Source organism: Microbacterium sp. MEC084, from assembly GCF_004514465.2.
In the GTDB taxonomy this organism is placed as follows: Bacteria; Actinomycetota; Actinomycetes; order Actinomycetales; family Microbacteriaceae; genus Microbacterium.
Genome location: NZ_MYFP02000002.1, coordinates 159,002 through 183,491, shown reverse-complemented (window position 1 = coordinate 183,491; position 24,490 = coordinate 159,002). Strand labels below are relative to the sequence as shown.

17 protein-coding genes are annotated in these 24,490 nt (G+C 71.1%); 10 read left to right on the top strand and 7 right to left on the bottom strand.

The annotated features are described in order from the left end of the window. Positions 1 to 55: 55 nt before the first annotated feature. From B5M43_RS03485 to B5M43_RS03470, 4 genes are all read right to left on the bottom strand, one after another. Positions 56 to 439, bottom strand: coding sequence for a YchJ family protein (locus tag B5M43_RS03485; RefSeq protein WP_055987999.1), 384 nt, complete (start codon positions 437 to 439; stop codon positions 56 to 58). Beyond that, positions 436 to 780 carry a TfoX/Sxy family protein gene (locus tag B5M43_RS03480; protein ID WP_055988001.1) on the bottom strand — a complete coding sequence of 115 codons (345 nt, stop codon included), beginning with the start codon at positions 778 to 780 and terminating at the stop codon, positions 436 to 438. The genes B5M43_RS03485 and B5M43_RS03480 overlap by 4 nt, the downstream gene beginning before the upstream one ends. A gap of 92 nt (positions 781 to 872) precedes the next feature. Beyond that, on the bottom strand, positions 873 to 3,161 hold the full coding sequence (locus tag B5M43_RS03475) for an immune inhibitor A domain-containing protein (protein ID WP_230667603.1): 2,289 nt from the start codon (positions 3,159 to 3,161) through the stop codon (positions 873 to 875). A gap of 187 nt (positions 3,162 to 3,348) precedes the next feature. Continuing rightward, a complete protein-coding gene (locus B5M43_RS03470; protein WP_134745236.1) occupies positions 3,349 to 3,960 on the bottom strand; it encodes a hypothetical protein in 612 nt (203 codons plus the stop codon). A 90-nt stretch (positions 3,961 to 4,050) separates the two neighbouring features. On the opposite strand from B5M43_RS03470, the gene B5M43_RS03465 reads away from it, so the two are divergent. Then, positions 4,051 to 4,584, top strand: coding sequence for a MarR family winged helix-turn-helix transcriptional regulator (locus B5M43_RS03465; protein WP_230667601.1), 534 nt, complete (start codon positions 4,051 to 4,053; stop codon positions 4,582 to 4,584). Here the strand turns inward: B5M43_RS03465 and B5M43_RS03460 are convergent, their stop codons facing one another. Next, a complete protein-coding gene (locus B5M43_RS03460) occupies positions 4,585 to 5,982 on the bottom strand; it encodes an MFS transporter (RefSeq protein WP_055988005.1) in 1,398 nt (465 codons plus the stop codon). 174 nt (positions 5,983 to 6,156) lie between these two features. On the opposite strand from B5M43_RS03460, the gene dnaK reads away from it, so the two are divergent. The 5 genes from dnaK (at position 6,157) to glgX (ending at position 12,409) form a co-directional block, all read left to right on the top strand. Further along, positions 6,157 to 8,016, top strand: a complete 1,860-nt coding sequence (gene dnaK, locus B5M43_RS03455) for a molecular chaperone DnaK (protein WP_055988007.1) — start codon at positions 6,157 to 6,159, stop codon at positions 8,014 to 8,016. Continuing rightward, the gene (locus tag B5M43_RS03450; protein WP_055988009.1) at positions 8,016 to 8,669 is read left to right on the top strand and encodes a nucleotide exchange factor GrpE; all 654 of its coding nucleotides are present in this window, start codon (positions 8,016 to 8,018) and stop codon (positions 8,667 to 8,669) included. The genes dnaK and B5M43_RS03450 overlap by 1 nt, the downstream gene beginning before the upstream one ends. 11 nt (positions 8,670 to 8,680) lie before the next feature. Then, on the top strand, positions 8,681 to 9,664 hold the full coding sequence (locus tag B5M43_RS03445; RefSeq protein WP_055988011.1) for a DnaJ C-terminal domain-containing protein: 984 nt from the start codon (positions 8,681 to 8,683) through the stop codon (positions 9,662 to 9,664). 90 nt (positions 9,665 to 9,754) lie between these two features. Next, positions 9,755 to 10,207, top strand: coding sequence for a heat shock protein transcriptional repressor HspR (locus tag B5M43_RS03440; RefSeq protein WP_134745235.1), 453 nt, complete (start codon positions 9,755 to 9,757; stop codon positions 10,205 to 10,207). 57 nt (positions 10,208 to 10,264) lie between these two features. Next, on the top strand, positions 10,265 to 12,409 hold the full coding sequence (gene glgX / locus B5M43_RS03435; RefSeq protein WP_134745234.1) for a glycogen debranching protein GlgX: 2,145 nt from the start codon (positions 10,265 to 10,267) through the stop codon (positions 12,407 to 12,409). Positions 12,410 to 12,534: 125 nt separating this feature from the next. On the opposite strand, the gene glgP is transcribed toward glgX, so the two are convergent. After that, complete coding sequence (gene glgP / locus B5M43_RS03430) at positions 12,535 to 15,114, bottom strand: alpha-glucan family phosphorylase (RefSeq protein WP_134745233.1); 2,580 nt, start codon at positions 15,112 to 15,114, stop codon at positions 12,535 to 12,537. Positions 15,115 to 15,279: 165 nt separating this feature from the next. Here glgP and B5M43_RS03425 point away from each other — a divergent pair, with 165 nt between their 5' ends. The 4 genes from B5M43_RS03425 to glgB are packed head-to-tail and all read left to right on the top strand — an operon-like array spanning position 15,280 to position 22,704. After that, the gene (locus B5M43_RS03425; RefSeq protein ID WP_134745232.1) at positions 15,280 to 17,247 is read left to right on the top strand and encodes an alpha-1,4-glucan--maltose-1-phosphate maltosyltransferase; all 1,968 of its coding nucleotides are present in this window, start codon (positions 15,280 to 15,282) and stop codon (positions 17,245 to 17,247) included. Beyond that, entirely contained in the window at positions 17,247 to 19,016 is a 1,770-nt protein-coding gene (treS, locus tag B5M43_RS03420; protein ID WP_134745231.1) for a maltose alpha-D-glucosyltransferase, read from the top strand. Before B5M43_RS03425 ends, treS begins: the two co-directional genes overlap by 1 nt. After that, positions 19,013 to 20,473, top strand: coding sequence for a phosphotransferase (locus tag B5M43_RS03415; RefSeq protein ID WP_205829456.1), 1,461 nt, complete (start codon positions 19,013 to 19,015; stop codon positions 20,471 to 20,473). Before treS ends, B5M43_RS03415 begins: the two co-directional genes overlap by 4 nt. Further along, a complete protein-coding gene (glgB, locus tag B5M43_RS03410) occupies positions 20,470 to 22,704 on the top strand; it encodes a 1,4-alpha-glucan branching protein GlgB (protein WP_134745230.1) in 2,235 nt (744 codons plus the stop codon). The genes B5M43_RS03415 and glgB overlap by 4 nt, the downstream gene beginning before the upstream one ends. Positions 22,705 to 22,769: 65 nt before the next feature. Here glgB and B5M43_RS03405 read toward each other — a convergent pair whose 3' ends face one another. Beyond that, a complete protein-coding gene (locus B5M43_RS03405) occupies positions 22,770 to 24,467 on the bottom strand; it encodes an alpha-amylase family glycosyl hydrolase (protein ID WP_134745313.1) in 1,698 nt (565 codons plus the stop codon). Between the last annotated feature and the right edge of the window lie 23 nt (positions 24,468 to 24,490).

Here is a 24,490-nt window from a genome sequence, read left to right as displayed (position 1 = left end):
ACGACGGAGGCGATCTCGGGCTGTGCGTCCGAGGCGTCGGCGCCGCCGCCCCGCGTCAGGCCGTGACGTCTCCGTCGACGTACACCCAGCGCCCGCCGCGCCGCTCGAAGCGCGCGTGCTCGGCGAGCGCGCCCATCGTCCGCTCGCCCTCGTGCTCGGTCTCGTAGACCGCGACGAAGTCGACCTCGGATCCGGAGGCGCCGACGATCTCGAGCCCGATCCAGCGGAGCCGGTCGTCGAACGTGAGCTCGCCCGCCGCCGGCCGCGTGCGCGGATGCCACGTGCGCAGCAGGTAGTCGGCGTCGTGCCGCGCGTACGCGCTGTAACGGGAGCGCATGAGCTCCTCGGGGGTCTCGGCGAGCCGCGCGCCGGAATGCAGCGCGCCGCAGCAGGCCAGGTACGCGCGCTCGCTGCCGCACGGGCAAGGATCGAACGTCACGCCGTGGCCCTCTTCGGGTTCTTCTCCTTGGGCGGCAGCTGCGCGACCCGCTCGACCGACGCGCCGATCCACTCGGCCAGCTGCTCGTCGGTCGGGTCGTCGACCGTCACGAAGCCGGCCATGGTCTTGGAGCCCATCGTCATCGGCTTCGCGCCGCGCGCGATCGCCTCGTCCATCCCGTCCCGGCCCACCGGGACCATGAGCGACGAGCGCGTGATGCCCGCATACATGTGCCCGCGCAGCATCCACGCGATGCCGCCGAACATCTTCATCTCGGTCGCGTCGTCCGACACCGGCGCGTAGGCGCGGATGCGGTCGGCGAGCTCCTCGTCGTAGGCCACGGGATCAGCGTACGTCGCGGTCGCGGCGCGGGAACGACGGACGCCGCGCCCCGGAGAACCGGGACGCGGCGTCCGCGCTGCGTCGAACGGGCTCAGCCCGCCGCGTTCACCTCGATCCGCATGGTGCCCTTGCGCTGGTTGGCGCCCAGGACCTCGATCGTCGTGCCCGTGCCGCCCACGATCACCGAGTGACGCGGGTTCGAGCCGTCGTAGTAGGCGTACGGGTCGGTGTCGTCGAACACCGGCACGGCCTTCTGCGACGGCACGTTCAGCGTCTGCAGGCCGTCGGCCGTCTCGCGGTGCAGCGAGATCGCGTCGGTCTTGTCGAGGCCGAACGTGGAGTCGAACGACTGGATGCGGTTGCGCGCGTTCGTGCCATCCGGCCACGTGAGCGCCTTGGCGCGCGCGTCGACCGGCAGGGCCTCGCCACCGCCCGGGTGCTGCGACGTGTTGTTGTCGGCGTACAGCGAGTTCACGTACCAGACCAGCAGGCCGTCCTGGTACGGGAAGTGCTCGACCTTGTCCGGGCTCGAGGTCAGCCAGCCGAAGTTGTACGGGCCGGTCTTGAGCGTCGTGTCGTAGCCGCCGTAGACGCGGTTCTCGGCGAGGTAGAAGTGGCTGTACGGCTGGTGGTAGCCGCCGCCCTCGATCACCGAGAAGCCGTCGAGCGTCCAGTCGCTCGCGCCGTCATCCGTGGTCAGCGCGTCGCCCACGGCGATCGCGTCGACCTGGAAGCCCGGCTCGGTGGCCGCGACGTCGGTCCAGTAGCGGAAGCGGACCTGCGCGGTCTCGCCGGCGTAGGCCGACAGGTCGGCCGTGAGCGTCGTCCAGCCCTCCGTCGCACCGGTGATGCCGAAGCCGGCGTTCTGGCCGTTCGGGTCGGTCGTGGTCGACAGGTTCGTCTCGACCGGGGTCCACGTCTCGCCGTCGGTGCTGACCTCGAGGTAGGCGTAGTCCCAGTCCACCTCGATGTCGTAGTTCACCTGGGCGGTCAGCTGGCCGCCGGCCGGAACCGTGAACGCCGGGCTCGTCGCCGTGTTGTCCAGGTTGTCGCCCGAGCCGGAGAACAGGTGCTTGGTGCCCTCGTAGGCGTCGCCGACCTCGATGAACTCCTCGCCGTCGGGCAGGTTGACCAGCACGGCCTGCGCGCCGAGCGTCGTGGCGTGGAACGCCGGCCCGAGCGTCAGGGTCTCGGACGTGCCGGGCTCGACGGTCTCGTAGTCGAGCCAGCCGAGGAACAGCTTCTCGTGCGGGCCCATCTGGTTCGGGGTCGTGCCGATCGATCCGTCGCCGTGGCCGAGCCACGAGCCGGAGCTCATGAGCGTCCAGAACGCGGTGCCGTTCTCGCCGCCCGCGGTGTCGTAGTAGTCGGGAAGGCCCAGGTCGTGGCCGAACTCGTGCGCGAACACGCCCAGACCGCCGTTCTCGGGCTCGGTCGTGTAGTCGCGGATCCAGATGTCGGTGTCGCCGATCTGGATGCCGCCCAGCGGGTCGTACGCCGAGGGTCCCCACTGCCAGAGCCCGTCCTGGCCGACCGCCCAGCGGTGCGACCAGATGGCCCATTCGGGTGCCCCGGCCTCCTCGCCCGTGCCGGCGTGCACGGCCTGGAAGTGGTCGATGTAGCCGTCGGGCTCGTTCGCGATCCCGTCGCCGTCGACGTCGTAGCGGTCCCAGACGTCGTACGTCTGCAGCTCCGCCACGATCTGGTCGCGCGTCTTGCCCGCTGCGACCTGAGCGTCGTACCAGGCGTTCGCGGTGTCCTGGATGAAGCGCGTCATGTCGGCGTGCGACTCGGTCTGGCCGTACGAGGCCTCGTTGTTCTCGACCTGCACCCAGTCGGACACGCCGCCGGCGAGGTCGAAGCGGCCCGACGACATCTCGTCGTAGACGCCCGCCATCGACTCACCGTCGCCGAAGAACATGTCCTCGAAGTGGGCCTTCGAGAAGTCCGGAACCCAGTAGGTGGAGTTGTCCTCGGCTGTGGGCTCCGGGATCTCGTTGTGCACGGGACCGGCCGGGGCGTCCGGGTAGCGCTCGTCGATCGCGTCGCCGAACTCCACTAGGATCGTGAACAGCTGCGCTGTGTCGGCGGTGCCGTATTCGACGAACTGGCCGGCCTTGAGCTCGACCACATCGGTCGCCGCCTTGCCCTTGCCTCGCGTCTTGACCTTGGCCTCACCCGTCGCGACGAGCTGCGCGGCCTTCTGCTTCTCTGCAGTGCGCTTCTCGGCGAGCGGATCGGGGCGGTTGTGGCTGTGGGTCTCGCCCTCGGGTTCGGGGGCGGCGGTCGCCGGTGCCGCGGTCGCGGCGGTCGGAGCGAGGAGCGAGCCGGCCAGCAGGATCGCTGCTGTGCCGAGCGCGCACGTGGTACGTGTCTTCACTGTTCCTCCGGGGATGATCCGGGCGGCCACCATGGCCGTCCGCACCGACTGCACCCCGGGCACCACCGGATGCCCGGAGGGGACTTGCACAGTCGTTTCCCCACACTTTCACAGGAAGTCATTTCGGAGAAGTAGATCGGTATGGCGGATGGGGAGAGGTTCCCATCCGCCATGCCGAAAGCGCCGCTCAGCAGGCGCGATGGCCGCCGAAGGCGTGGTGGCCATGGTGGCCGTGGTGGCCGTGGCCGTGGTCGACGTCGAAGCCGTGGTGGTGGGTGCGGTGGCCCCGGGAGCCGCGGCCGTGGTCGCCGCGGTGGGCGCGGTGGGCGAAGCCGCGGCGCCGGTGCCCGCGGGCCCCGAATCGGAGGACCGCCGCATCGTCGCCGCCGAGCTCGCGCGCGATCGCCTCGAGCGTCCGCAGCGTCGTCGCGTAGTCCTCGTCGGGGACGACGCCGGAGACCCGGGCGCGCACGCCGTCGACCTTCTCGGCGAGACGCGCCTTGGCCGCGCGGCCCTCGTCGGTCAGGGTCCACTCGCCGTCGACCGCGGCGACCCAGCCGCGCTCGGCCAGGCGCACCAGGCGCTTCGGGCGGCGCGAGACGCGGCCGCGGATGCGCTCGGCGAGCGCCGGGTCGATGTCGCCCGCGAGCGCGTTCAGGATCATCCAGTCGCGTCGGTCGACGCGCTCGCCGGCGAAGGCGGCCTCGAACCCGCGGCCGATGAGGCCGTCCACCGCCCGCAGCCAGAACCCCAGAGGGCGGCCGTCGGCGGAGGCGGGGATGTCGTTCGTGTTCTCCATGGGGAGCTCCTCACGTTGTATGTCTATTGGCATGTATATGCACAGTGACATGGATTCGAATGTATGTCAAGTCGCATGTATCGTGGGGGCATGGCCGTGAACGACTCAGACGCCGCCCGCATCGCCGATGCGCTCGCCCGCGTGCGGCTGCCGCGGCGCCCGGGCGGGCCGGTCGGCGGTCCCTTCGGCGGGGAAGGGCCGCATGGTCATGGCGGCGGCCACGGCTTCGGGCCCCACGGGCATGCGCACGGCCACGGGCCCGGCCCGTTCGGCCCCGGTCCCTTCGGTCGCGGCGCGGCGCGGATCCGGCTGCTCGAGACGCTCGCGTCGGCGGAGGCGCCGCTGTCGGTCGGCGAGATCGGCGAGCGCCTGGGGGTGGATCAGCCGCGCGCGAGCCGCCTCGTCCAGGCGGTCGTGCATGCGGGCGAGGCGCGCCGCGAAGCCGATCCGGCCGACGCGCGCCGCACCCTCATCGCCCTCACGGACGCGGGCCGCGCGACGGTCGCGCAGTCCACCGGCGCGCGCGTCGAGGCCGTCGAGCGCGCGCTCGCGGGCTTCGCCCCCGAGGAGCGCGCGCAGCTCGCCGCCCTCCTCGGGCGCCTCGCCGACGCCTGGCCCCGCTGATCAGCGCACGGGCTTGACCGGCAGCAGGAGCAGCAGGCCCGCCAGCAGCACCAGGATGATGCCCAGGATGCCGAACGACGTCGCTCCGCCGGCGACGATCAGGATCGACCACATCGCCGAGGCCATCCAGCTCGCGGCGCGGCCGGTGGTGGCGTAGAGGCCGAAGATCTCGCCCTCGCGGCCCGCGGGCGTGACGCGGGCGAGGAACGATCGCGACGCCGCCTGCGCGGGTCCGACGAACGCGCACAGGATGAGCCCGCCGATCCAGAACACGATCGTGCCGAGGTCGACCAGGAAGAACACGGCGAGGCCCGCGACCACCATGGCCGACAGGGCGAACACGATGACCGTCTTGGCGCCGAAGCGGTCGTCCCAGCGCCCGGCGACGATCGTCGAGACACCCGCGATCAGGTTCGCGGCGATGCCGAAGATCACCAGATCCAGGAACTCGAACCCGAACACCTGGGCCGCGATCACGGCGCCGAACGCGAACACGCCGCCCAGGCCGTCGCGGAACACCGCGCTCGCCAGCAGGAACCACCCGGTGTGCCGCGTCTCGGGGTTCCGGAACAGGCCGGCGACGTCGCGGACCAGCAGGCGGTAGGAGGCGAAGAACCCGACCCGTCGCTCGGGGCGCCCACGGGACGGCTCCGGCACGGCGAGGAAGATCGGGATCGAGAAGACAAGGGCCCACAGTGCGCAGCCGACCGCGATGATCCGGAACGGCAGGCCGCCCTCCTCGGAGAGCCCGAACCAGTCGGCGGAGTAGAACACCACGACCAGCACCAGCGCGACGATGCCACCCAGGTAGCCGAAGCCCCATCCGAGCCCGGAGATGCGGCCGATGGTCTTCGGGGTCGCGATGCCGATCAGCATGGCGTTCGAGTTGACCGCCGCGATCTCGCCGAACACCGTGGCGGCCGAGATGAGCGCGACGCCCAGCCAGAACAGCGCGGGCGTGGGCTCGACGAACCACAGGCCGAGCATGCACGCGATCAGCGCGCCCGTGCCGATCCCCAGCCACAGCTTCTGCCGGCCCGCCGCGTCGGCGCGCTGGCCGAGCACCGGCGCGACCGCGAGGATCGCCAGGCCCGCGATCGTGCCGCCCCAGCCGAGGCCCGATGCCAGGTCGGCGAGCCCCGCCGTCTTCGCGGGGTCCCCGTCGGGCAGCGACTGCAGGCCGGCGGGGAGGAACGCGTCGGTCGTGAGGAACAGCGCGGTGTAGATGAACGTCAGGATGACCGTGTTGAACGGCTGCGTCGCCCAGTCCCACAGCGCCCACGAGTAGACCTGGCGCTTCGGCGCGGGGCGTCCCTCGCGCAGGTCGAGGCCCATGACGGGCACGGCGCCGCTGTCCGCTGTCGGCGGCGGGGTGACGGGGGACGGGTCGGACGTCATGAGTGGAGCGTAGGACCGCGCGGTGAACGGACGGTACCGCCACGCGGTCGGCCGAAGTTGAGCCGAGGTGTATCAACTTTGTTTGACAGCCCGAGCGGCCCGCAGTACAGTTGAGCCAGCGCGGCTCAAGATCGCGTGCAGGCTTACCGGCTGTCCAGCAGAAAGGAGAACAACATGGCACGTGCTGTGGGTATCGACCTCGGAACGACCAACTCGGTCGTGAGCGTCCTCGAGGGCGGTGAGCCGAAGGTCATCGCGAACGCCGAGGGCTTCCGCACGACCCCCTCGGTCGTCGCGTTCACCAAGGACGGCGAGGTCCTCGTCGGCGAGACCGCCAAGCGCCAGGCCGTCACCAACGTCGACCGCACGATCGCGTCGGTCAAGCGCCACATCGGCACCGACTGGACGTTCGAGGTCGACGGCAAGAAGTACACGCCGCAGGAGATCTCGGCGCGCATCCTGATGAAGCTCAAGCGCGACGCCGAGCAGTACCTCGGCGACACGGTCACCGACGCCGTCATCACGGTGCCCGCGTACTTCAACGACGCCGAGCGCCAGGCCACCAAGGAGGCGGGCGAGATCGCCGGCCTCAACGTGCTGCGCATCATCAACGAGCCCACCGCGGCCGCCCTGGCCTACGGCCTCGACAAGGGCAAGGAGGACGAGCTCATCCTCGTCTTCGACCTCGGCGGCGGCACGTTCGACGTCTCCCTCCTCGAGGTGGGCAAGGACGACGACTTCTCGACCATCCAGGTCCGCGCCACGGCCGGTGACAACCGCCTCGGCGGCGACGACTGGGACCAGCGGATCGTCGACTGGCTGATCCAGCAGTTCAAGGCCACGACGGGCGTGGACGTCTCGGGCGACAAGATCGCCCTGCAGCGCCTCAAGGAGGCCGCGGAGCAGGCGAAGAAGGAGCTGTCGAGCTCGACCTCGACCAGCATCAACCTGCCCTACCTGTCGCTCACCGAGTCGGGCCCCGTCTCGCTGTCCGAGACCCTCACGCGCGCCAAGTTCGAGGAGCTCACGAAGGACCTGCTCGAGCGCACCGTCAAGCCGTTCGAGGACGTCATCCGCGAGGCCGGCATCAAGGTGTCCGACATCGCCCACGTGGTGCTCGTCGGCGGCTCGACCCGCATGCCCGCCGTGAGCGACCTCGTCAAGCGCGAGACCGGCAAGGAGCCCAACAAGGGCGTGAACCCGGACGAGGTCGTCGCCGTCGGCGCCGCCCTGCAGGCCGGCGTCCTCAAGGGCGAGCGCAAGGACGTGCTGCTGATCGACGTCACCCCCCTGAGCCTCGGCATCGAGACCAAGGGCGGCATCATGACCAAGCTCATCGAGCGCAACACGGCCATCCCGACCAAGCGCAGCGAGACGTTCACGACGGCCGACGACAACCAGCCGTCGGTGTCGATCCAGGTGTTCCAGGGCGAGCGCGAGTTCACGCGCGACAACAAGCCGCTGGGCACGTTCGACCTGAACGACATCGCGCCCGCCCCGCGCGGCGTGCCGCAGATCGAGGTCACGTTCGACATCGACGCGAACGGCATCGTGCACGTGTCCGCCAAGGACAAGGGCACCGGCAAGGAGCAGTCGATGACCATCACGGGCGGCTCCTCGCTGCCCAAGGAGGACATCGAGCGCATGGTGCGCGAGGCCGAGGAGCACGCGGCCGAGGACAAGAAGCGCCGCGAGGCCGCCGAGACCCGCAACCAGGCCGAGACCCTGTTGTACTCGATCGAGAAGCTGATCAAGGACAACGAGGACAAGCTCCCGGCCGACGTCAAGGAGTCGGTGCAGGCCGACGTCGACGAGCTCAAGAAGGCTCTCGCCGGCGACGACGACGAGGCCGTGAAGACCGCGTTCGACAAGCTGAACCAGAGCCAGACCAAGCTCGGCGAGGCGATCTACGCCCAGGCGCAGGCCGAGCAGGCAGCGCCCGCGGGCGACGCCCCCGCCGGTGAGCAGACCGCCGCCGACGAGGACGTCATCGACGCCGAGGTGGTCGAGGACGACGAGGACAAGAAGGCCTGATGAGCGACAAGGACCGCAAGCCCGTGAACGACGGCGACGAGGTCCGGCCCGCAGCCGAGGGGGCGGAGGTGCAGGACACCGCCGCCCCCGAGGCGCAGGAGGAGCAGGTCTCCGAGGAGACCGCGGATGCCGGTGCCGAGCCGACCGCCGAGGAGACGGCCGAGTTCGAGCTCACCGTCGACGACATCCTGAACGCCGACCAGCTGGAGGAGGCGGCCGAGCAGGTGAAGAGCGACTACGAGACGCAGCTGCTGCACGACCTGAAGCGCCTCCAGGCGGAGTACGCCAACTACCGGCGTCGCACCGAGGACCAGCGCCACGTCGAGGTCGCCCGCGCGAAGGGAGAGGCCGCCCGCGGCCTGCTGCCCGTGCTCGACGACCTCGCCCGCGCCGAGAAGCACGGCGACCTCGCGGAGGGCACGCCCTTCGCCGCGATCGCCGAGAAGGTGCGCGGCGTGGCCGAGCGCCTCGGCGTGATCGCGTTCGGCGAGGCCGGCGAGGCCTTCGACCCGCAGCACCACGAGGCGATCTTCCAGCAGCCGACGCCCGGCGCGACCGAGACCACCGTGCTCGAGGTCGTCGAGGTCGGCTACCGCCTGGGCGACGTCGAACTGCGTCCGGCGAAGGTCGTCGTCGCGGTGCCGGCAGAGTAAGCGAGGCGCCGATGGCCAGTCAGGACTGGTTCGAGAAGGACTTCTACAAGGTCCTGGGGGTGTCGAAGGACGTCAGCGCCGCCGAGCTGAAGAAGGTCTACCGCAAGCTCGCGCGGCAGTATCACCCGGACTCCAAGCCCGGCGACACCGCCGCCGAGGCGAAGTTCAAGGAGATCAGCGAGGCGTACTCGGTGCTGTCCGACCCGGCCCAGCGCGAGGAGTACGACCAGATCCGCGCCATGGGCTCGGGCGCGCGCTTCACGGCGGGCGGCGGCTCGGCCGGCGGCTTCGACGATGTGTTCAGCATGTTCACGCAGAACCGCGGGTCGGCCGCCGACTTCGACGACATCTTCGCGATGTTCAACCAGGGCGGCGGCGGCCGGTTCGGCACGGGCGGATTCGGCCAGCCCTCGGGAGGCTTCCGCGGCTACGGCGGGCCTCACAAGGGCGCCGACGTCCGCGCGCGCACCACGATCGACTTCATCACCGCGGCCAAGGGCGAGACGATCACGCTGCAGAGCGAGGACGGCAAGCCGTTCAAGATCAAGATCCCGGCCGGCGTCGCGGACGGGCAGAAGATCCGCCTGCGCGGCAAGGGGCGCCCGTCGCCCGACGGCGGCGAGAACGGCGACATCGTCGTCGAGGTCGCGGTGCGGCCGCATCCGGTGTTCAAGCGCGAGGGCCTCAACCTCCGCGTCGTGGTGCCGGTGACGTTTGCGGAGGCCGCCCTCGGGGCGACGATCGAGGTGCCGACGCTCGGCGGCGAGCCGGTCAAGCTGCGCGTCGCCCCCGGCACCCCGTCGGGGCGCGTGCTGCGCGTCAAGGGTCGGGGGATCACGACGCAGAAGGGCACCGGCGACCTGCTCGCCGAGGTCCAGGTCGTGGTGCCCTCGCACCTCGACGACGCCGCGCGCGAGGCGCTCGAGCGCTTCGTCGAGGTCGGCCCGCAGGGCAACCCGCGCGCCGAGATCATGGCCAAGGCACAGGGCTCATAGCCTGAGGAGGATGTCTCACTTCGTGCCGGAATCCGGCCCGGATTCCGGCACGAAGTGAGACACGGCGAGGACAGCGAGGAGGTGGGACGGATGAGCGACACGTACGACGTGGATGAGGACGCGCCCGTCTTCGCGATCGCCGTCGCCGCGGAGCTGGCGGGGATGCACCCCCAGACGCTGCGGCAGTACGACCGCATCGGGCTCGTCGTCCCCAGCCGCACGCGCGGAGGGTCGCGCCGGTACTCGGCGCGCAACATCCAGCAGCTGCGCGAGGTCGCCAAGCTGTCGGGCGAGGGGATGAGCCTCGCGGCGATCGCGCGCGTGCTGGACCTCGAGGACGAGGTGCGCGACCTGCGGCGCCGCGTCGCCGAGCTCGAGCACCGCCTGCGCGCCGAGATCGAGAGCCGCCCGGGCGCGCGCGTCTTCGCGGCCGGGGCGACCGGGTCGGTCGTGACGCTGCGGGCGGAGACGCGCGTGCGTCGCAGCGCCGAGCTCGTGCTGTGGCACCCGCCGCAGAACTGGCGCGCCGCGCGATCCGGATGACGGCATCTCGCGCGCCGGTGGAGAGAGCGGTTCCACTGAGCGGGCAGAATGGGCGGGATGAGCCCTCAGAGCTGGACGAGCTGGGGTCAGACCGCTAAGGTCTGGCCCGGTCGGAACTGGCCGCTCGGCGCGACGTGGACGCCCGAGTCCACGAACTTCGCGGTGTACTCGCCGAACGCGACCGGCGTGACGCTGTGCCTGTTCGACGACGACGGCTCCGAGCGGCAGTACGAGCTGACCGAGCACTCGCAGGGCATCTGGCACGGCGCCCTTCCCGACATCGCGCCCGGCCAGCGGTACGGCTACCGGGTGGACGGCCCGTGGGATCCCGACAACGGCTTCCGGTTCAACCCCCACAAGCTCCTGCTCGACCCGTACGGGCTCGCGACGAGCGGCACGATCATCGCCGAGCAGCCCATCTACGGAGCGCGCGAGGACGACCCGGCCGTGCGCGACGACACGGACTCCGCCGGCTACACCGGGCGCAGCGTGGTCGTGGATCCGTCGTTCGACTGGGAGGGCGACACGCCGATGAAGCGCCGCTGGCGCGACACGGTCATCTACGAGCTCCACGTCAAGGGCTTCACCAAGCTGCACGACCGGATCCCGGAGCACCTGCGCGGCACGTACGCGGGCCTCGCCGAGCCCGCCGTGGTCGAGTACCTGCGCGACCTCGGCGTCACGGCGGTCGAGCTGCTGCCGGTGCAGCAGTTCTTCTCGGAGCCGGCCCTGCTCGAGCGCGGGGTCGTGAACTACTGGGGCTACAACACCCTGTGCTACTTCGCCCCCGATGCGTCGTACAGCTCATCCGGCGACCGTGGGCAGCAGGTCGCCGAGTTCAAGCACATGGTCAAGTCGCTGCACCGGGCGGGTATCGAGGTCATCCTCGACGTGGTCTACAACCACACGGCGGAGGCCGGCCCCAACGGCCCGACACTGTCGTTCCGCGGCTTCGACGACCGCGGCTTCTACAAGCGCGTGATCGCCGAGGACGGCGGCTTCGACGACCGGTACTGGGACGTCACGGGCTGCGGCAACACGGTGAACACCTGGAACCCGCTCGCGCTGCGCCTCATCCTGGACTCCCTGCGGTACTGGGTGACCGAGATGCACGTCGACGGGTTCCGATTCGACCTGATGTCGGCGCTCACCCGCACCGGCTACGACGTCGACTTCCAGAACGCGCTGCTCATCGCGATCGATCAGGATCCGATCCTGCGTCACGTCAAGCTGATCGCCGAGCCGTGGGACACGTCGATGGACGGCTACCTGGTCGGCAAGATGCCGCCGCCGTGGGTCGAGTGGAACGACAAGTACCGCGACACGATCCGGGACTACTGGCGCGGGCACGCGCCCATCCGCGACGTCGCGACCCGGCTCGCGGGTTCCAGCGACCTGTACGCGGACGACGGCCGCTCGGCCTACAACTCGGTGAACTTCATCACGGCGCACGACGGCTTCACGGTGCGCGATCTGGTCTCGTACGACCACAAGCACAACGAGGCCAACGGCGAGGACAACCGCGACGGCACCGACAACAACCGGTCGTGGAACCACGGCGTCGAGGGCGAGACGGACGATCCGGACATCCTCGCCCTGCGTCGCCGCCAGGCCGCGAACCTCATGGTGACGCTGTGCCTGTCCAACGGCGTGCCCATGCTCACGGCGGGCGACGAGCGCGGCCGCACACAGGGCGGCAACAACAACGCCTACTGCCAGGACAACGAGATCTCGTGGCTCGACTGGCGGCCGGATGACGCCTGGCTCGACGTGTATGAGATCACGAAGGCCGCGCTCAAGCTGCGGCGCGAACACCCCGCCCTGAGGCAGCGCCACTGGTTCGAGGGGCGGCCCATCATCAAGGACGGCCCGAACGACCTGGCCTGGATGCACCCGGACGGGCGCGCGATGCGCAGTGCCGACTGGCACGACCACCACCTGCGCACGATCGGGATGTTCCTGTCGGGCAAGCCGCTGCGCGAGCCGGGACCCCGCGGCGAGCAGCAGATGGACGCGTCGTTCCTGCTGTGGTTCAACGCGGCGGATCACGCGGTCGACATCACGCTCGCGATGCAGGAGTGGGAGCCCGCGGGGCGCGTGGCGCTGTCGACCGACCCGGAGATCGCGGTCGGGGCGGTGTACCCCGCCGGCGGCACGTTCCGCATCGGGGCACGCTCGGTCGTCGTGCTCGAGTCGGCCTGAGCCGAGGGGCGCTTCAGGCGTTTCGTCTCCGCTCGCTGGCGCTCGCTCCGCTCAACGACCGGGGGACATCCGGTCGTTGAGCGGAGCGAAGCGGAGACGAAACGCGCCGAGCCCCCTCGCGCGCCCTAGGCCAGGGCGGCGAGCCCGAGCTCGGCCGTGGACGCCAGGCGCTCGTGGCGGGGGACGACGCGCACCGTGTAGCCGAAGGGGCCCGCGCGGTCCAGGCGCACGGCTCCGGCGAACGCCGTGCGTCCTCCGGAGAACGAGTCGCGCGGGCTCAGCGGGGCCGCTTGCACCGATGAGAGCTGGTCGTCGCCCTCGGCGCGGCCGTAGACCAGCTGCACCTCGACGTCGTCGGGGGTGAGGCCGCCCAGGGCGACGTGCGCGCTGACGGACAGCTCCGCGCCGACCTCGGCGAGCTCGTCCACGCCGCTCGACTCGACGTGCTCGATGCGCACGCCGCTCCACGCCTCGCGCACGCGGCGCTTCCACGTCGCGAGCTCGACCGCGCCGGAGTAGTCGCCGTCGAGCGCGCGCGCCGCCGTGGCGGCGGGGGCGTAGAGCTGCCCCACGTAGTCGCGCACCATGCGGGTGGCGAGAACCTTCGGCCCGAGCGACTCGAGCGTGTGCCGCATCATCTCCATCCACCGGACGGGCACGCCCTCGCCGCTGCGGTCGTAGAACCGCGGCGCGATCTCGCGCTCGAGCAGGTCGTACAGGGCGGCGGCCTCGAGGTCGTCGCGCTTGTCGGGGTCGTCGACGCCGTCGGCCGAGGGGATGGCCCAGCCGTTCTCGCCGTCGAACCACTCGTCCCACCAGCCGTCGAGGATCGACAGGTTCAGGCCGCCGTTGAGCGCGGCCTTCATACCGCTCGTGCCGCACGCCTCGTAGGGGCGCAGCGGGTTGTTCAGCCACACGTCGCAGCCGGGGTAGAGCTGCTGCGCCATGGCGATGTCGTAGTTCGGCAGGAACACGATGCGGTGCCGCACCTCGGGGTCGTCCGCGAACCGCACCAGCTCCTGGATGAGCTTCTTGCCGCCGTCATCGGCGGGATGGGCCTTGCCGGCGATCACGAGCTGGATGGGGCGGTCGGGATCCAGCAGCAGGCTCTTCAGGCGGTGCGGGTCGCGCAGCATCAGGGTGAGCCGCTTGTACGACGGCACGCGGCGGGCGAAGCCGATCGTCAGCACGTCGGGCGAGAGCACGTCGTCGATCCAGCCGAGCTCCGCCTCGACCGCGCCGCGGCGCCGCCACCCGTCGCGCAGGCGCGCGCGGGCGTCCTGCACGAGCCGCTCGCGCAGCTGGCGCTTGATCCCCCAGACGCGCGCGAACGGCACATCATCGATCGCGCGCGCGAACTCGGTCGGGTCGCCGTCGAGGTCGGCGCCCACCTCGGCGATGAGCTCGCGGAACTCGCGGGCGACCCACGTCGGCGAGTGCACGCCGTTCGTGATGGAGCCGATCGGGACCTCGGCCTCGTCGAACGCGGGCCACAGGCCGTTGAACATGCCGCGGCTGACGTGGCCGTGCAGCTGCGAGACGCCGTTGGCGCGCTGGCCGAGGCGGAAGCCCATCACGGCCATGTTGAACATGCCCGGGTCGCCGCCCTCGTAGTCCTCGGCGCCGAGCGCGAGCACCCGGTCGGTCGGGACCCCCGGCAGCACGCCGCCCTCGGCCGCGAAGTACTGTTCGATCAGCGTGCGGGTGAAACGGTCGATGCCGGCGGGCACCGGGGTGTGCGTCGTGAACACCGTCGAGGCGCGCGCCATCTCGAGCGCGTCGTCGAAGCCGAGGCCCGGCCCGCCCGCGTCCGCCGCGGTCGTGAGCTCCCGGATGCGCTCCAGGCCCTGGAACCCGGCGTGGCCCTCGTTGGTGTGGTACACCTCCGGGACCGGAGCGCCCGTGATCCGGCTGAACACGCGCAGCGCGCGCACGCCGCCGACGCCGAGCAGGATCTCCTGGCGCAGCCGGTGCTCGCTGCCGCCGCCGTAGAGGCGGTCCGTGACGTCGGTGAAGTGCTGGGGGTTCTGGTCCACGTCCGTGTCGAGCATCAGCAGCGGGACGCGGCCGACGCGCGCGACCCAGATCCGGGCCCGCAGGTCGGGGCCGCCGGGCATCGCGATCGAGATCATCGCGGGCGAGCCGTCCTCCTCGCGCAGCGCCGTGATGGGCATCTCGTCGGGGTCGAGCACGGGGTAGGACTCCTGCTGCCAGCCCTCGCGCGAGAGCGACTGCGTGAAGTAGCCGTGCCGGTACAGCAGGCCGACGCCGATCACCGGCACGCCCAGGTCGCTCGCGGCCTTCAGGTGGTCGCCGGCGAGGATTCCGAGGCCGCCGGAGTACTGCGGCAGCGCGGCCGCGATGCCGAACTCGGGCGAGAAGTACGCGATGGCGCGCGGTCCCTCGGGCACGCTCCTCTGGTACCAGAGGTCGTCCGCGAGGTAGGCGCGCAGGTCGTCGCGCACGCGGCCCAGGCGCTCGAGGAAGGCGCCGTCCTGCGCCAGCTCGTCCAGCCGGGCGTTCGTGACGGAGCCGAGCACGCGGACCGGGTCCTGGGTGCGACGCCAGACCTCGGCGTCCACATGCGCGAACACGTCCTGGGTCTCGAGGTGCCAGCACCAGCGCAGGTTGCCGGCGAGCTCGCCGAGCGCGGCCAGCGGCTCGGGCAGGACGGGCCGGACGGTGAATCGGCGGATGGCGCGCATGCGCATACGGTACTGCCAGCCGGCGGCGCTCCCGTGCGCGCGAGGGTGACATCCGGATGAACGCGCGCCGGCATTCCGTCACGCGGCGTTACACCGAGGTGATCGAAACGCGCAAGGGACGCCGTGGAAGTGGCTCCGAGCCAGCGCTTGTGCCAAGTTGGGCACATGGTCGGACGCATTCCCGTCATCGATGTCCACCCCGTCGTCCACGGCGGCGCGCGACCCGCGAAGGCGACGGTCGGCGAGCCCCTGCCGGTGCGCGCGACCGTGTTCCGCGAGGGACACGACAAGCTGGGCGCCGAGGCCCTGCTGATCGGGCCGGACGGGGAGCGAAGGCCGCCGGTCCGGATGCGCGAGCTGGTCAAGGGCACCGACCGCTACGAGGCGTGGCTCACGCCCGACGCCGAGGGCGACTGGTCGTTCGAGGTGCGCGGGTTCTCCGATCCGCTCGCCACGTGGAACCACGACGCGGGCATCAAGATCCGCGCGGGTGTCGACGTCGAGCTGATGTTCCTCGAGGCGAAGCTTCTGCTCGAGCGGATCCGCGCCGAGGCGACCGACCCGCTCACGGCCGACGACGAGGCGGCGCTCACGGCGGCGTCCGACGCGGCGACCGACGAGGTCCGGCCGGTCGAGGCGCGCCTCGCGGTGCTGGAGGGCCCCGAGACGCAGGAGGTGTTCCGCCGGCACCCGCTGCGCGATCTGGTCACGGTGTCGGGTCCGTACCCGCTGTACGCCGACCGTCGCCGCGCCCTCACGGGCGCGTGGTACGAGTTCTTCCCGCGGTCCGAGGGCGCGCGGATCGACAAGCGCAACGGGCGCGTGATCAGCGGCACGTTCAAGACGGCCGTGAAGAGCCTCGACCGCGTTGCGGCCATGGGGTTCGACGTGCTCTACCTGCCGCCCATCCACCCGATCGGCGAGGTCAATCGAAAGGGACCCAACAACACCCTCACGCCCGGCCCCAAGGACCCCGGCTCGCCGTGGGCGATCGGCTCGAAGCACGGCGGCCACGACGCGATCCATCCGGATCTCGGCACGTTCGCCGACTTCGACCGCTTCGTGGCCAGGGCCAATAAGCTCGGGATCGAGGTCGCGCTCGACCTCGCGCTCCAGGCGGCCCCGGACCACCCGTGGGTGACCGAGCACCCGTCGTTCTTCCGGCACCGCGCGGACGGCTCCATCGCCTATGCGGAGAATCCGCCGAAGAAGTACCAGGACATCTACCCGATCTACTTCGACGACGACTTCGACGGGATCCTCACCGAGGTCGAGCGCGTGGTGCGCCTGTGGATGTCGCACGGCGTGCGCCTGTTCCGCGTCGACAACCCGCACACCAAGCCGGTCATGTTCTGGGAGCAGCTGCTCCACCGCATCCGCGCGACGGACCCCGACGTGATCTTCCTGTCCGAGGCGTTCACGCGGCCCGCCATGATGCACACGCTGGGCGCCGTCGGCTTCCACCAGTCGTACACGTACTTCACGTGGCGGGTGGCCAAGGAGGAGATCGAGGACTACCTGCGCGAGGTGTCGAGCGAGAGCGACCACCTGATGCGCCCGAACTTCTGGGTGAACACCCCCGACATCCTGCACGCGACGCTCCAGTACGGCGGGCCCGCGATGTTCGCGATCCGCGCCACGCTCGCGGCGCTGGCCGCCCCGTCCTGGGGCATGTACGCCGGCTACGAGCTGTTCGAGCACGTGGCCGTCAAGCCCGGCAGCGAGGAGTACCTCGACAGCGAGAAGTATCAGGTCCGGGTGCGCGACTGGGCCACCGCCGAGGCGTCGGGCAGGACGCTGATGCCCTATATCGGGAGGCTCAACGAGCTGCGCCGCGCGCATCCGGCGCTCGGGCTGCTGCGCAACCTGGTCGTGCACGCGACCGACGACGACCACATGCTGTGCTTCTCGAAGACGCACGGCGACGACACGGTCATCGTGGTGATCAACCTCGACCCGCACGGCGCGCGCGAGACCACCGTCCACCTCGACCTCGAGGCGGCGGGCCTGCCCGAGCGATACCTGGTCCACGACGAACTGACGGGCGCCGAGTGGATCTGGGGATCCGACAACTACGTGCGTCTCGACCCGTCGGGCGACGTCGCGCACATCCTCACCGTGAGGAGGATCTGATGACGGCCGCCTCCGAGCCCGCCCCCATCACGACCTCCATCCCGATCCTCACGCAGGAGCCGTTCCCGGACACGCCGGGCAGCGCCGAGCCGGAGTGGTTCAAGACCGCGGTCTTCTACGAGGTGCTGGTGCGCTCGTTCAAGGACGGCGACGGCGACGGCATCGGCGACTTCCGCGGCCTGATCGAGAAGCTCGACTACCTGCAGTGGCTCGGCGTCGACTGCCTGTGGCTGCCGCCGTTCTTCCCGTCGCCGCTGCGCGACGGCGGCTACGACGTGGCCGACTACACCGGCGTGCAGCCCGACCTCGGCACGACCGAGGACTTCCAGGCCCTGCTGAACGCGGCGCACGAGCGCGGCATCAAGGTCATCATCGACTTCGTCATGAACCACACGAGCGACGAGCACCCGTGGTTCCAGGAGAGCCGGCGCGACCCCGACGGGCCCTACGGCGACTTCTACGTGTGGAGCGACACCGACGAGCTGTACCAGGATGCGCGGATCATCTTCGTCGACACGGAGCCGAGCAACTGGACGTGGGATCCGGTGCGCCAGCAGTACTTCTGGCACCGGTTCTTCTCGCACCAGCCCGACCTCAACTTCGACAACCCGAAGGTGCACGAGGCGATCCTGGATGCGCTGCGGTTCTGGCTGGACATGGGCCTGGACGGCTTCCGGCTGGACGCCGTGCCGTACCTCTATGAGCGGCCCGGGACCAACGGCGAGAACCTCCCGGAGACGCACGAGTTCCTGAGGAAGGTGCGCCGGATCGTCGACCAGGAGTACCCGGGTCGCGTGCTGCTCGCCGAGGCGAACCAGTGGCCCGCCGACGTCGTCGACTACTTCGGCGACTTCGAGTCGGGTGGCGACGAGTGCCACATGTGCTTCCACTTCCCGGTGATGCCCCGGATCTTCATGGCGGTGCGGCGGGAGTCGCGCTACCCCATCAGCGAGATCCTGGCCCAGACGCCGCCCATCCCGTCCGGGTGCCAGTGGGGCATCTTCCTGCGCAACCACGACGAGCTCACGCTCGAGATGGTCACGGACGAGGACCGCGACTACATGTGGGCGGAGTACGCCCGCGACCCGCGGATGAAGGCGAACATCGGCATCCGCCGCCGCCTGGCGCCGCTGCTCGAGAACGACGTCGACCAGATCGAGCTGTTCACGGCGCTGCTGCTCTCGCTTCCCGGATCCCCGGTGCTCTACTACGGCGACGAGATCGGCATGGGCGACAACATCTGGCTCGGGGATCGCGACGGCGTGCGCACGCCCATGCAGTGGACCATGGACCGCAACGCCGGCTTCTCGACCGCGAACCCGGGCAAGCTGTCGCTGCCGCTGGTCCAGGACCCTGTGTACGGCTACCTCGCAGTCAATGTCGAGGCGCAGCAGGAGGACCGCTCGTCGCTGCTGCACTGGACGCGGCAGATGATCCAGGCGCGCAAGCGGCATCCGGCCTTCGGCCTCGGGAGCTTCAACGACCTCGGCGGAACCAACCCCGCGGTGCTGTCGTACTCGCGTGAGCACACGAACGCCGACGGCAGCGTCGACGTGATCATCTGCGTCAACAACCTGTCGCAGTTCCCGCAGCCGGTCGAGCTGGACCTGCGCCGCTTCGAGGGGATGGTGCCGGTCGAGCTGCTCGGCGGCGTGCCGTTCCCCCAGATCGGCGAGCTGCCGTACCTGCTGACCCTCGGCGGACACAGCTTCTTCTGGTTCCAGCTGCACGCGCCGGCGGACGAGTCGGAGGAGGTGGGGCTGCTGTGAGCGACATCCACGCACGCGGTGCGACGCCCGACGCCGAGATGCTCGAGGGCTACCTCGTGCGCACCCGGTGGTTCGGCGGCAAGGGGCGCCCGTTCCGGGTGTCCGACGTGCGGCCCCTCGCGGAACTCGCGCCCGCCGAGCACGGGCCGTCCGCGACCGTCTACCTGGTCACGGTCGACTACTCCGACGAGGAGGGCGGCACCGAGCTGTACCAGGTGCCCCTCGCGGCCCACGAGCACCCGGAGGAGCGGATCGCGCACGCCCACGTCGGCACGATCGAGGTGGACGGCCGTGCGCGGCATCTGTACGACGCCGTCCACGACCGGGACGCGATGGCCCTGTGGCTGCGCGGCTTCACGTCGGCCGAGGAGTCCGGATGGGCCGACGCCGGCGGCCTGCGGTTCCGGCGCGTGCTCGGGACCGAGCCGCTGGATCCCGCGCTGCGGTCGGCGCCGCTGACGGGCGAGCAGTCCAACTCGTCGGTCAAGTTCGACGAGACCGCGATCATGAAGCTGTTCCGCAAGGTGACCCCGGGCGTGAACCCGGACATCGAGATCCATGCCGAGCTCACCCAGGGCGGCTCCGAGCAGATCGCCGACCTGTACGGCTGGATCGAGGTCGAGCTGGGTGAGGAGGAGCCGCGCGAGGTGCTGCAGCTGGCCATGCTGCAGCGATTCCTCCGCACGGCGACCGACGGCTTCGAGCTCGCGACCGGCAGCGTCCGCACCCTGCTCGCCCACCCCGAGCTGAGCGCCGGCGACTCGGGCGGCGACTTCGCCGGCGAGGCGGCGCGTCTCGGCGAGGCGCTCGCCGCGGTGCACGCCATGCTGCGCGCGCGCTTCCCCGCGGAGCGGCGCGGACCGGAGGCGGCCGCCGACATCGCCAGGGCCATGACCGAACGCCTGGATCGCGCCCTGCGCACCGTGCCGGAGCTCGAGCCGTTCGCGCCGCGCCTGCGCTCGGCGCATGACGCCGTGGCCGCGCTGCAGGGCCTCGACGTGCAGCGCGTGCACGGCGACCTGCATCTCGGCCAGACGCTGAGGACCTCGCACGGGTGGAAGATCGTCGACTTCGAGGGCGAGCCCGGGCGGCCGTTCGCGGAGCGCGCCCTGCCGGACTCGCCGTGGCGCGACGTCGCCGGCATGCTGCGCTCGTTCGACTACGCCCCGGGCGTTGTCGAGATGACCACCGCCACCCCCGGCGACCCCGGGGATCCGCGCGAGGAGGCGCTGCGCGGCGAGCGCGCGCGCGAGTGGTCGCAGCGCGCCCGCGCCCACTTCCTCGAGGCCTACATCGCCGCGCTCGGCGCCCAGGCCGGCCCCGAGAGCGAGCGCGGCATCCTCCTCGACGCGTATGTGGCCGACAAGGCCGTGTACGAGGCCGTGTACGAGAAGCGCAACCGGCCGTCGTGGACGGCGATTCCGCTGGCCGCGCTGTCCCAGATCGGAGCATCATGACGTCCCCCCAGGTCCTGCCCGTCGACACCGCCACGCTCGCGGCCATCGCCGCCGGCGAGCACCACGACGCGCACTCGGTGCTGGGCCCCCACCCGTACGACGGCGCCGTGACGATCCGCGTGCTGAAGCCTCTCGCCTCGTCGGTCGTGGTCAAGTACCGCACGCCGCCCACGCGCAAGGCCCCCGACGGCTGGGCCGAGATCGAGCTGCAGCACGAGCACGAGGGCATCTGGGCCGGCGCGCTGCCGCTGCCTCCGGGCGCCCCGGCCGACGACGTGCCGCCCTACCGGGTCGTCACCTCGTACGGCGAGGGCGAGTCGCGCGTCACGAACGAGAAGGACGACCCCTACCGCTTCCTGCCGACCCTCGGCGAGATGGACCTGCACCTGATCGGCGAGGGGCGCCACGAGGCGCTGTGGCGCGTGCTGGGCGCGCACGTCCACCGCTACGAGGGATGGGGCGACGCCCCGGACGTGACCGGAACCGCGTTCGCCGTGTGGGCGCCGCGGGCCCGCGCCGTGCGGGTCAAGGCCGACTTCAACCACTGGGACGGCCGCGAGCATCCGATGCGCAGCCTCGGGTCGTCGGGCATCTGGGAGCTGTTCGTCCCCGACGTGGGTGCCGGCACGCGGTACAAGTACCAGATCCTGGGCGCCGACGGCGTGTGGCGCGAGAAGGCCGACCCGATGGCGCAGTACGCCGAGCAGCCGCCGCTGACGGCCTCGGTCGTGCACGAGTCGCACTACCAGTGGGGCGACCAGGAGTGGCTCGAGCGCCGCGCCGCCGAGGCGGGCCGCGGCCACACGGACCGGCCGATGTCGATCTACGAGGTGCACCTGGGCTCGTGGCGGCGCGACAAGTCGTACGCGCAGCTGGCCGAGGAGCTCGTCGGCTACGTGCAGGACCTCGGCTTCACGCACGTGGAGTTCATGCCCGTGATGCAGCACCCGTTCGGCGGGTCGTGGGGCTACCACGTCACGTCGTACTACGCGGCCGACAGCCGTTTCGGCGATCCGGACGGCCTGCGCCACCTGATCGACCGGCTGCACCAGGCCGGGATCGGCGTCATCCTCGACTGGGTGCCCGGCCACTTCGCGACCGACGAGTGGGCGCTCGCGCGCTTCGACGGCGCGCCGCTGTACGAGGACCCCAACCCCCAGCGCGGCTGGCACAAGGAGTGGGGCTCCCACATCTTCGACTTCGGCAACCCGCCGGTGCGCAACTTCCTGTACGCCAACGCGGTGTACTGGCTCGAGGAGTTCCACGCCGACGGCCTGCGCGTGGACGGCGTCGCGTCGATGCTGTACCTGGACTACGCGCGCCAGCCGGGGGAGTGGACGCCCAACATCCACGGCGGTCACGAGAACCTCGAGGCCGTGCAGTTCCTGCAGGAGATGAACGCCACGGTCTACAAGCGCGCGCCCGGCGTCGTGACCATCGCGGAGGAGTCGACCTCGTGGCCGGGCGTCACGAAGCCCACGTCGCAGGGCGGGCTCGGCTTCGGGTTCAAGTGGAACATGGGCTGGATGCACGACACGCTCGGCTACATCGGCCGCGACCCCGTGCACCGCTCCTACCACCACCACGACATGACCTTCGCGCTGACGTACGCGTGGTCGGAGAACTACGTGCTGCCGATCTCGCACGACGAGGTCGTGCACGGCAAGGGGTCGCTGCTGCGCAAGGCGCCGGGCGATCGATGGCGGCAGCTCGCCACGCTGCGGGCGTACCTCGCGTTCATGTGGGCGCATCCCGGCAAGCAGCTGCTGTTCATGGGCAGCGAGTTCGGCCAGGAGTCGGAGTGGGCCGAGTCGCGCGAGCTCGACTGGTGGCTGCTCGACCTGCCCGACCACCGCGGCGTGCACCACGCGATGCGCGACATCAACGCCCGCTACCGCGAGACCCCCGCGCTGTGGACCCTGGACAACGACCCGGCCGGCTTCGAGTGGCTGGTGGCCGACGACGCGCACGCGGGCGTCTACGCGTTCGCGCGCCGCGACGGCCACGGCTCGGTGCTGGTCAGCGTCAGCAACTTCTCCGCGGTGCCGCACACGCAGTACCGCCTGCGGTTCCCCTCGCTCGGCGCATGGGACGAGGTGCTCAACACCGACGCCGACCAGTACGGCGGATCGGGAGTCGGCAACCTCGGTCGCGTCGAGGTGCCCGAGGACGGCCACGCGAACGTCGCGCTGCCGCCGCTCGGCACGGTCTGGTTCCGCTACGCGGGCTGATCAGGACGGAGAAGAGGCCCGCCGCGTCGAGCACGACGCGGCGGGCCTCTTCTCGCACCGGCGGGTCAGCTCGCGCGGAGCCAGGCCGTCGCGGCGCCGGGCAGGCGGTCGCCGTCGAGCGGCGCGCTGCTGATCAGCACCTCGCCGTCCGGCAGGGCCGTCGGCTCGTCGCCGAAGTTCGTCACGCAGATCCAGCCGTTCGGCCGCGCGAACGCCAGCACGTCCCCGCGCGTGAACTCCTCCAGCCACTCCAGGCGCTCGGCGGCCTGCAGCGCGCGCCGCAGCCGCAGCGCCTCGCGGTACAGCGAGAGCGTCGAAGCCGGATCCCCGTCCTGCGCCTCCACCGACGACGCGCCGAACCACTCGGGCTGCGGCAGGTGCGCGCCGTCGTCGCCGAAGCCGAACGACGAGCCGGTCGTGGTCCACGGCAGCGGCACGCGGCATCCGTCACGGCCCTTGTCGACGCCCGGGCTGCGGAAGTACGTGGGATCCTGCCGCGCCTCGTCGGGCAGGTCGCCCACCTCGTGCAGGCCCAGCTCCTCGCCCTGGTAGAGGTACGCGGAGCCGGGCAGGGCGAGCTCGAACAGCGTCGCGGCGCGGGCGCGGCGCAGCCCGAGGTCGCGGTCGAGCTCCTCCTCCGGCGCGCCCGCGAGGATCCAGGCGCGGCCCTGCTTGTCCTCCGACTCGGTGCTGCCGACGGGCTTGGCGAGTGGCGGCAGGCCGTAGCGCGTCGGGTGGCGCACCACGTCGTGGTTCGACAGCACCCACGTCGACGACGACCCCGAGATGCCCGCGAGCTCGAGGCTGTCGTCGACCACCTCGCGGAACGCCTGCGCGTCGAATTCGGCGGTCAGCAGGTCGAACTCGAAGGCCTGGCCGAGGCCCTCCGGGCTGGCGTAGCGGGGCCGGCGGTGCCGCTCGACCCACGCCTCGGCGACCGCCGTGCGCGGCGGCGAGTAGGAGTCGAACACCTTGCGCCACTCGGCGTAGATCTCGTGCACCTCGTCGCGGTCCCAGATCGGGTGGTCGCCGCCGCGCGCGATGGCTTCGAGCTGCGCCTTGGTCGGCAGCGGCTCCGTGAGGTCCTTCGTGAGCGCGTGCGCCACGTCGACGCGGAACCCGTCGACGCCGCGGTCCGCCCAGAATCGCAGCGTGTGCAGGAAGTCGGCGCGCACCTCGTGGTTCGACCAGTCGAAGTCGGGCTGCTCCGGCGCGAACAGGTGCAGATACCACTGGCCGTCCGGCACGCGCGTCCACGCCGGGCCGCCGAACAGGCTCTCCCAGTCGGTCGGCGGCTCGCCGCCGCCGGGGCCCTTGCCGTCGCGGAAGATGTACCGGGCGCGCTCCGGGCTGCCGGGGCCGGCGGCCAGCGCCGCCTGGAACCACTCGTGCTGGTCGGAGGAGTGGTTCGGCACGATGTCGACCACGACCCGGATGTCCTCCGCGTGCAGGGCCGCGACCATCTCGTCGAACTCGTCGAGCGTGCCGATCCGCGGGTCGACGTCGCGGTAGTCGGCCACGTCGTAGCCGCCGTCCGCGAGCGCCGACGGGTAGAACGGGCTCAGCCACACGGCGTCGATCCCGAGTGAGGCGAGGTACGGCACGCGCGAGATGATGCCGCGCAGATCGCCGATCCCGTCGCCGTTCGCGTCGGCGAACGACCGGGGGTAGATCTGATAGACGGTGGCCTGACGCCACCAGTCGGCGGGGGTGTCGAGCGGGCGCTCGTGGGGATGTGCGGCGGACGTGGCGGTGGTGGTCACTGCTTGTTCCTCTTACGGTCGGC

Excerpts from the sequence above, each read along its gene's own strand:
- B5M43_RS03470 (WP_134745236.1), bottom strand. The coding sequence starts at position 3,960 with ATGGAGAACACGAACGACATCCCCGCCTCCGCCGACGGCCGCCCTCTG.
- B5M43_RS03465 (WP_230667601.1), top strand. The coding sequence starts at position 4,051 with ATGGCCGTGAACGACTCAGACGCCGCCCGCATCGCCGATGCGCTCGCC.
- B5M43_RS03460 (WP_055988005.1), bottom strand. The coding sequence starts at position 5,982 with ATGACGTCCGACCCGTCCCCCGTCACCCCGCCGCCGACAGCGGACAGC.
- dnaK (WP_055988007.1), top strand. The coding sequence starts at position 6,157 with ATGGCACGTGCTGTGGGTATCGACCTCGGAACGACCAACTCGGTCGTG.
- B5M43_RS03450 (WP_055988009.1), top strand. The coding sequence starts at position 8,016 with ATGAGCGACAAGGACCGCAAGCCCGTGAACGACGGCGACGAGGTCCGG.
- B5M43_RS03445 (WP_055988011.1), top strand. The coding sequence starts at position 8,681 with ATGGCCAGTCAGGACTGGTTCGAGAAGGACTTCTACAAGGTCCTGGGG.
- B5M43_RS03440 (WP_134745235.1), top strand. The coding sequence starts at position 9,755 with ATGAGCGACACGTACGACGTGGATGAGGACGCGCCCGTCTTCGCGATC.
- glgX (WP_134745234.1), top strand. The coding sequence starts at position 10,265 with ATGAGCCCTCAGAGCTGGACGAGCTGGGGTCAGACCGCTAAGGTCTGG.
- glgP (WP_134745233.1), bottom strand. The coding sequence starts at position 15,114 with ATGCGCGCCATCCGCCGATTCACCGTCCGGCCCGTCCTGCCCGAGCCG.
- B5M43_RS03425 (WP_134745232.1), top strand. The coding sequence starts at position 15,280 with ATGGTCGGACGCATTCCCGTCATCGATGTCCACCCCGTCGTCCACGGC.
- treS (WP_134745231.1), top strand. The coding sequence starts at position 17,247 with ATGACGGCCGCCTCCGAGCCCGCCCCCATCACGACCTCCATCCCGATC.
- glgB (WP_134745230.1), top strand. The coding sequence starts at position 20,470 with ATGACGTCCCCCCAGGTCCTGCCCGTCGACACCGCCACGCTCGCGGCC.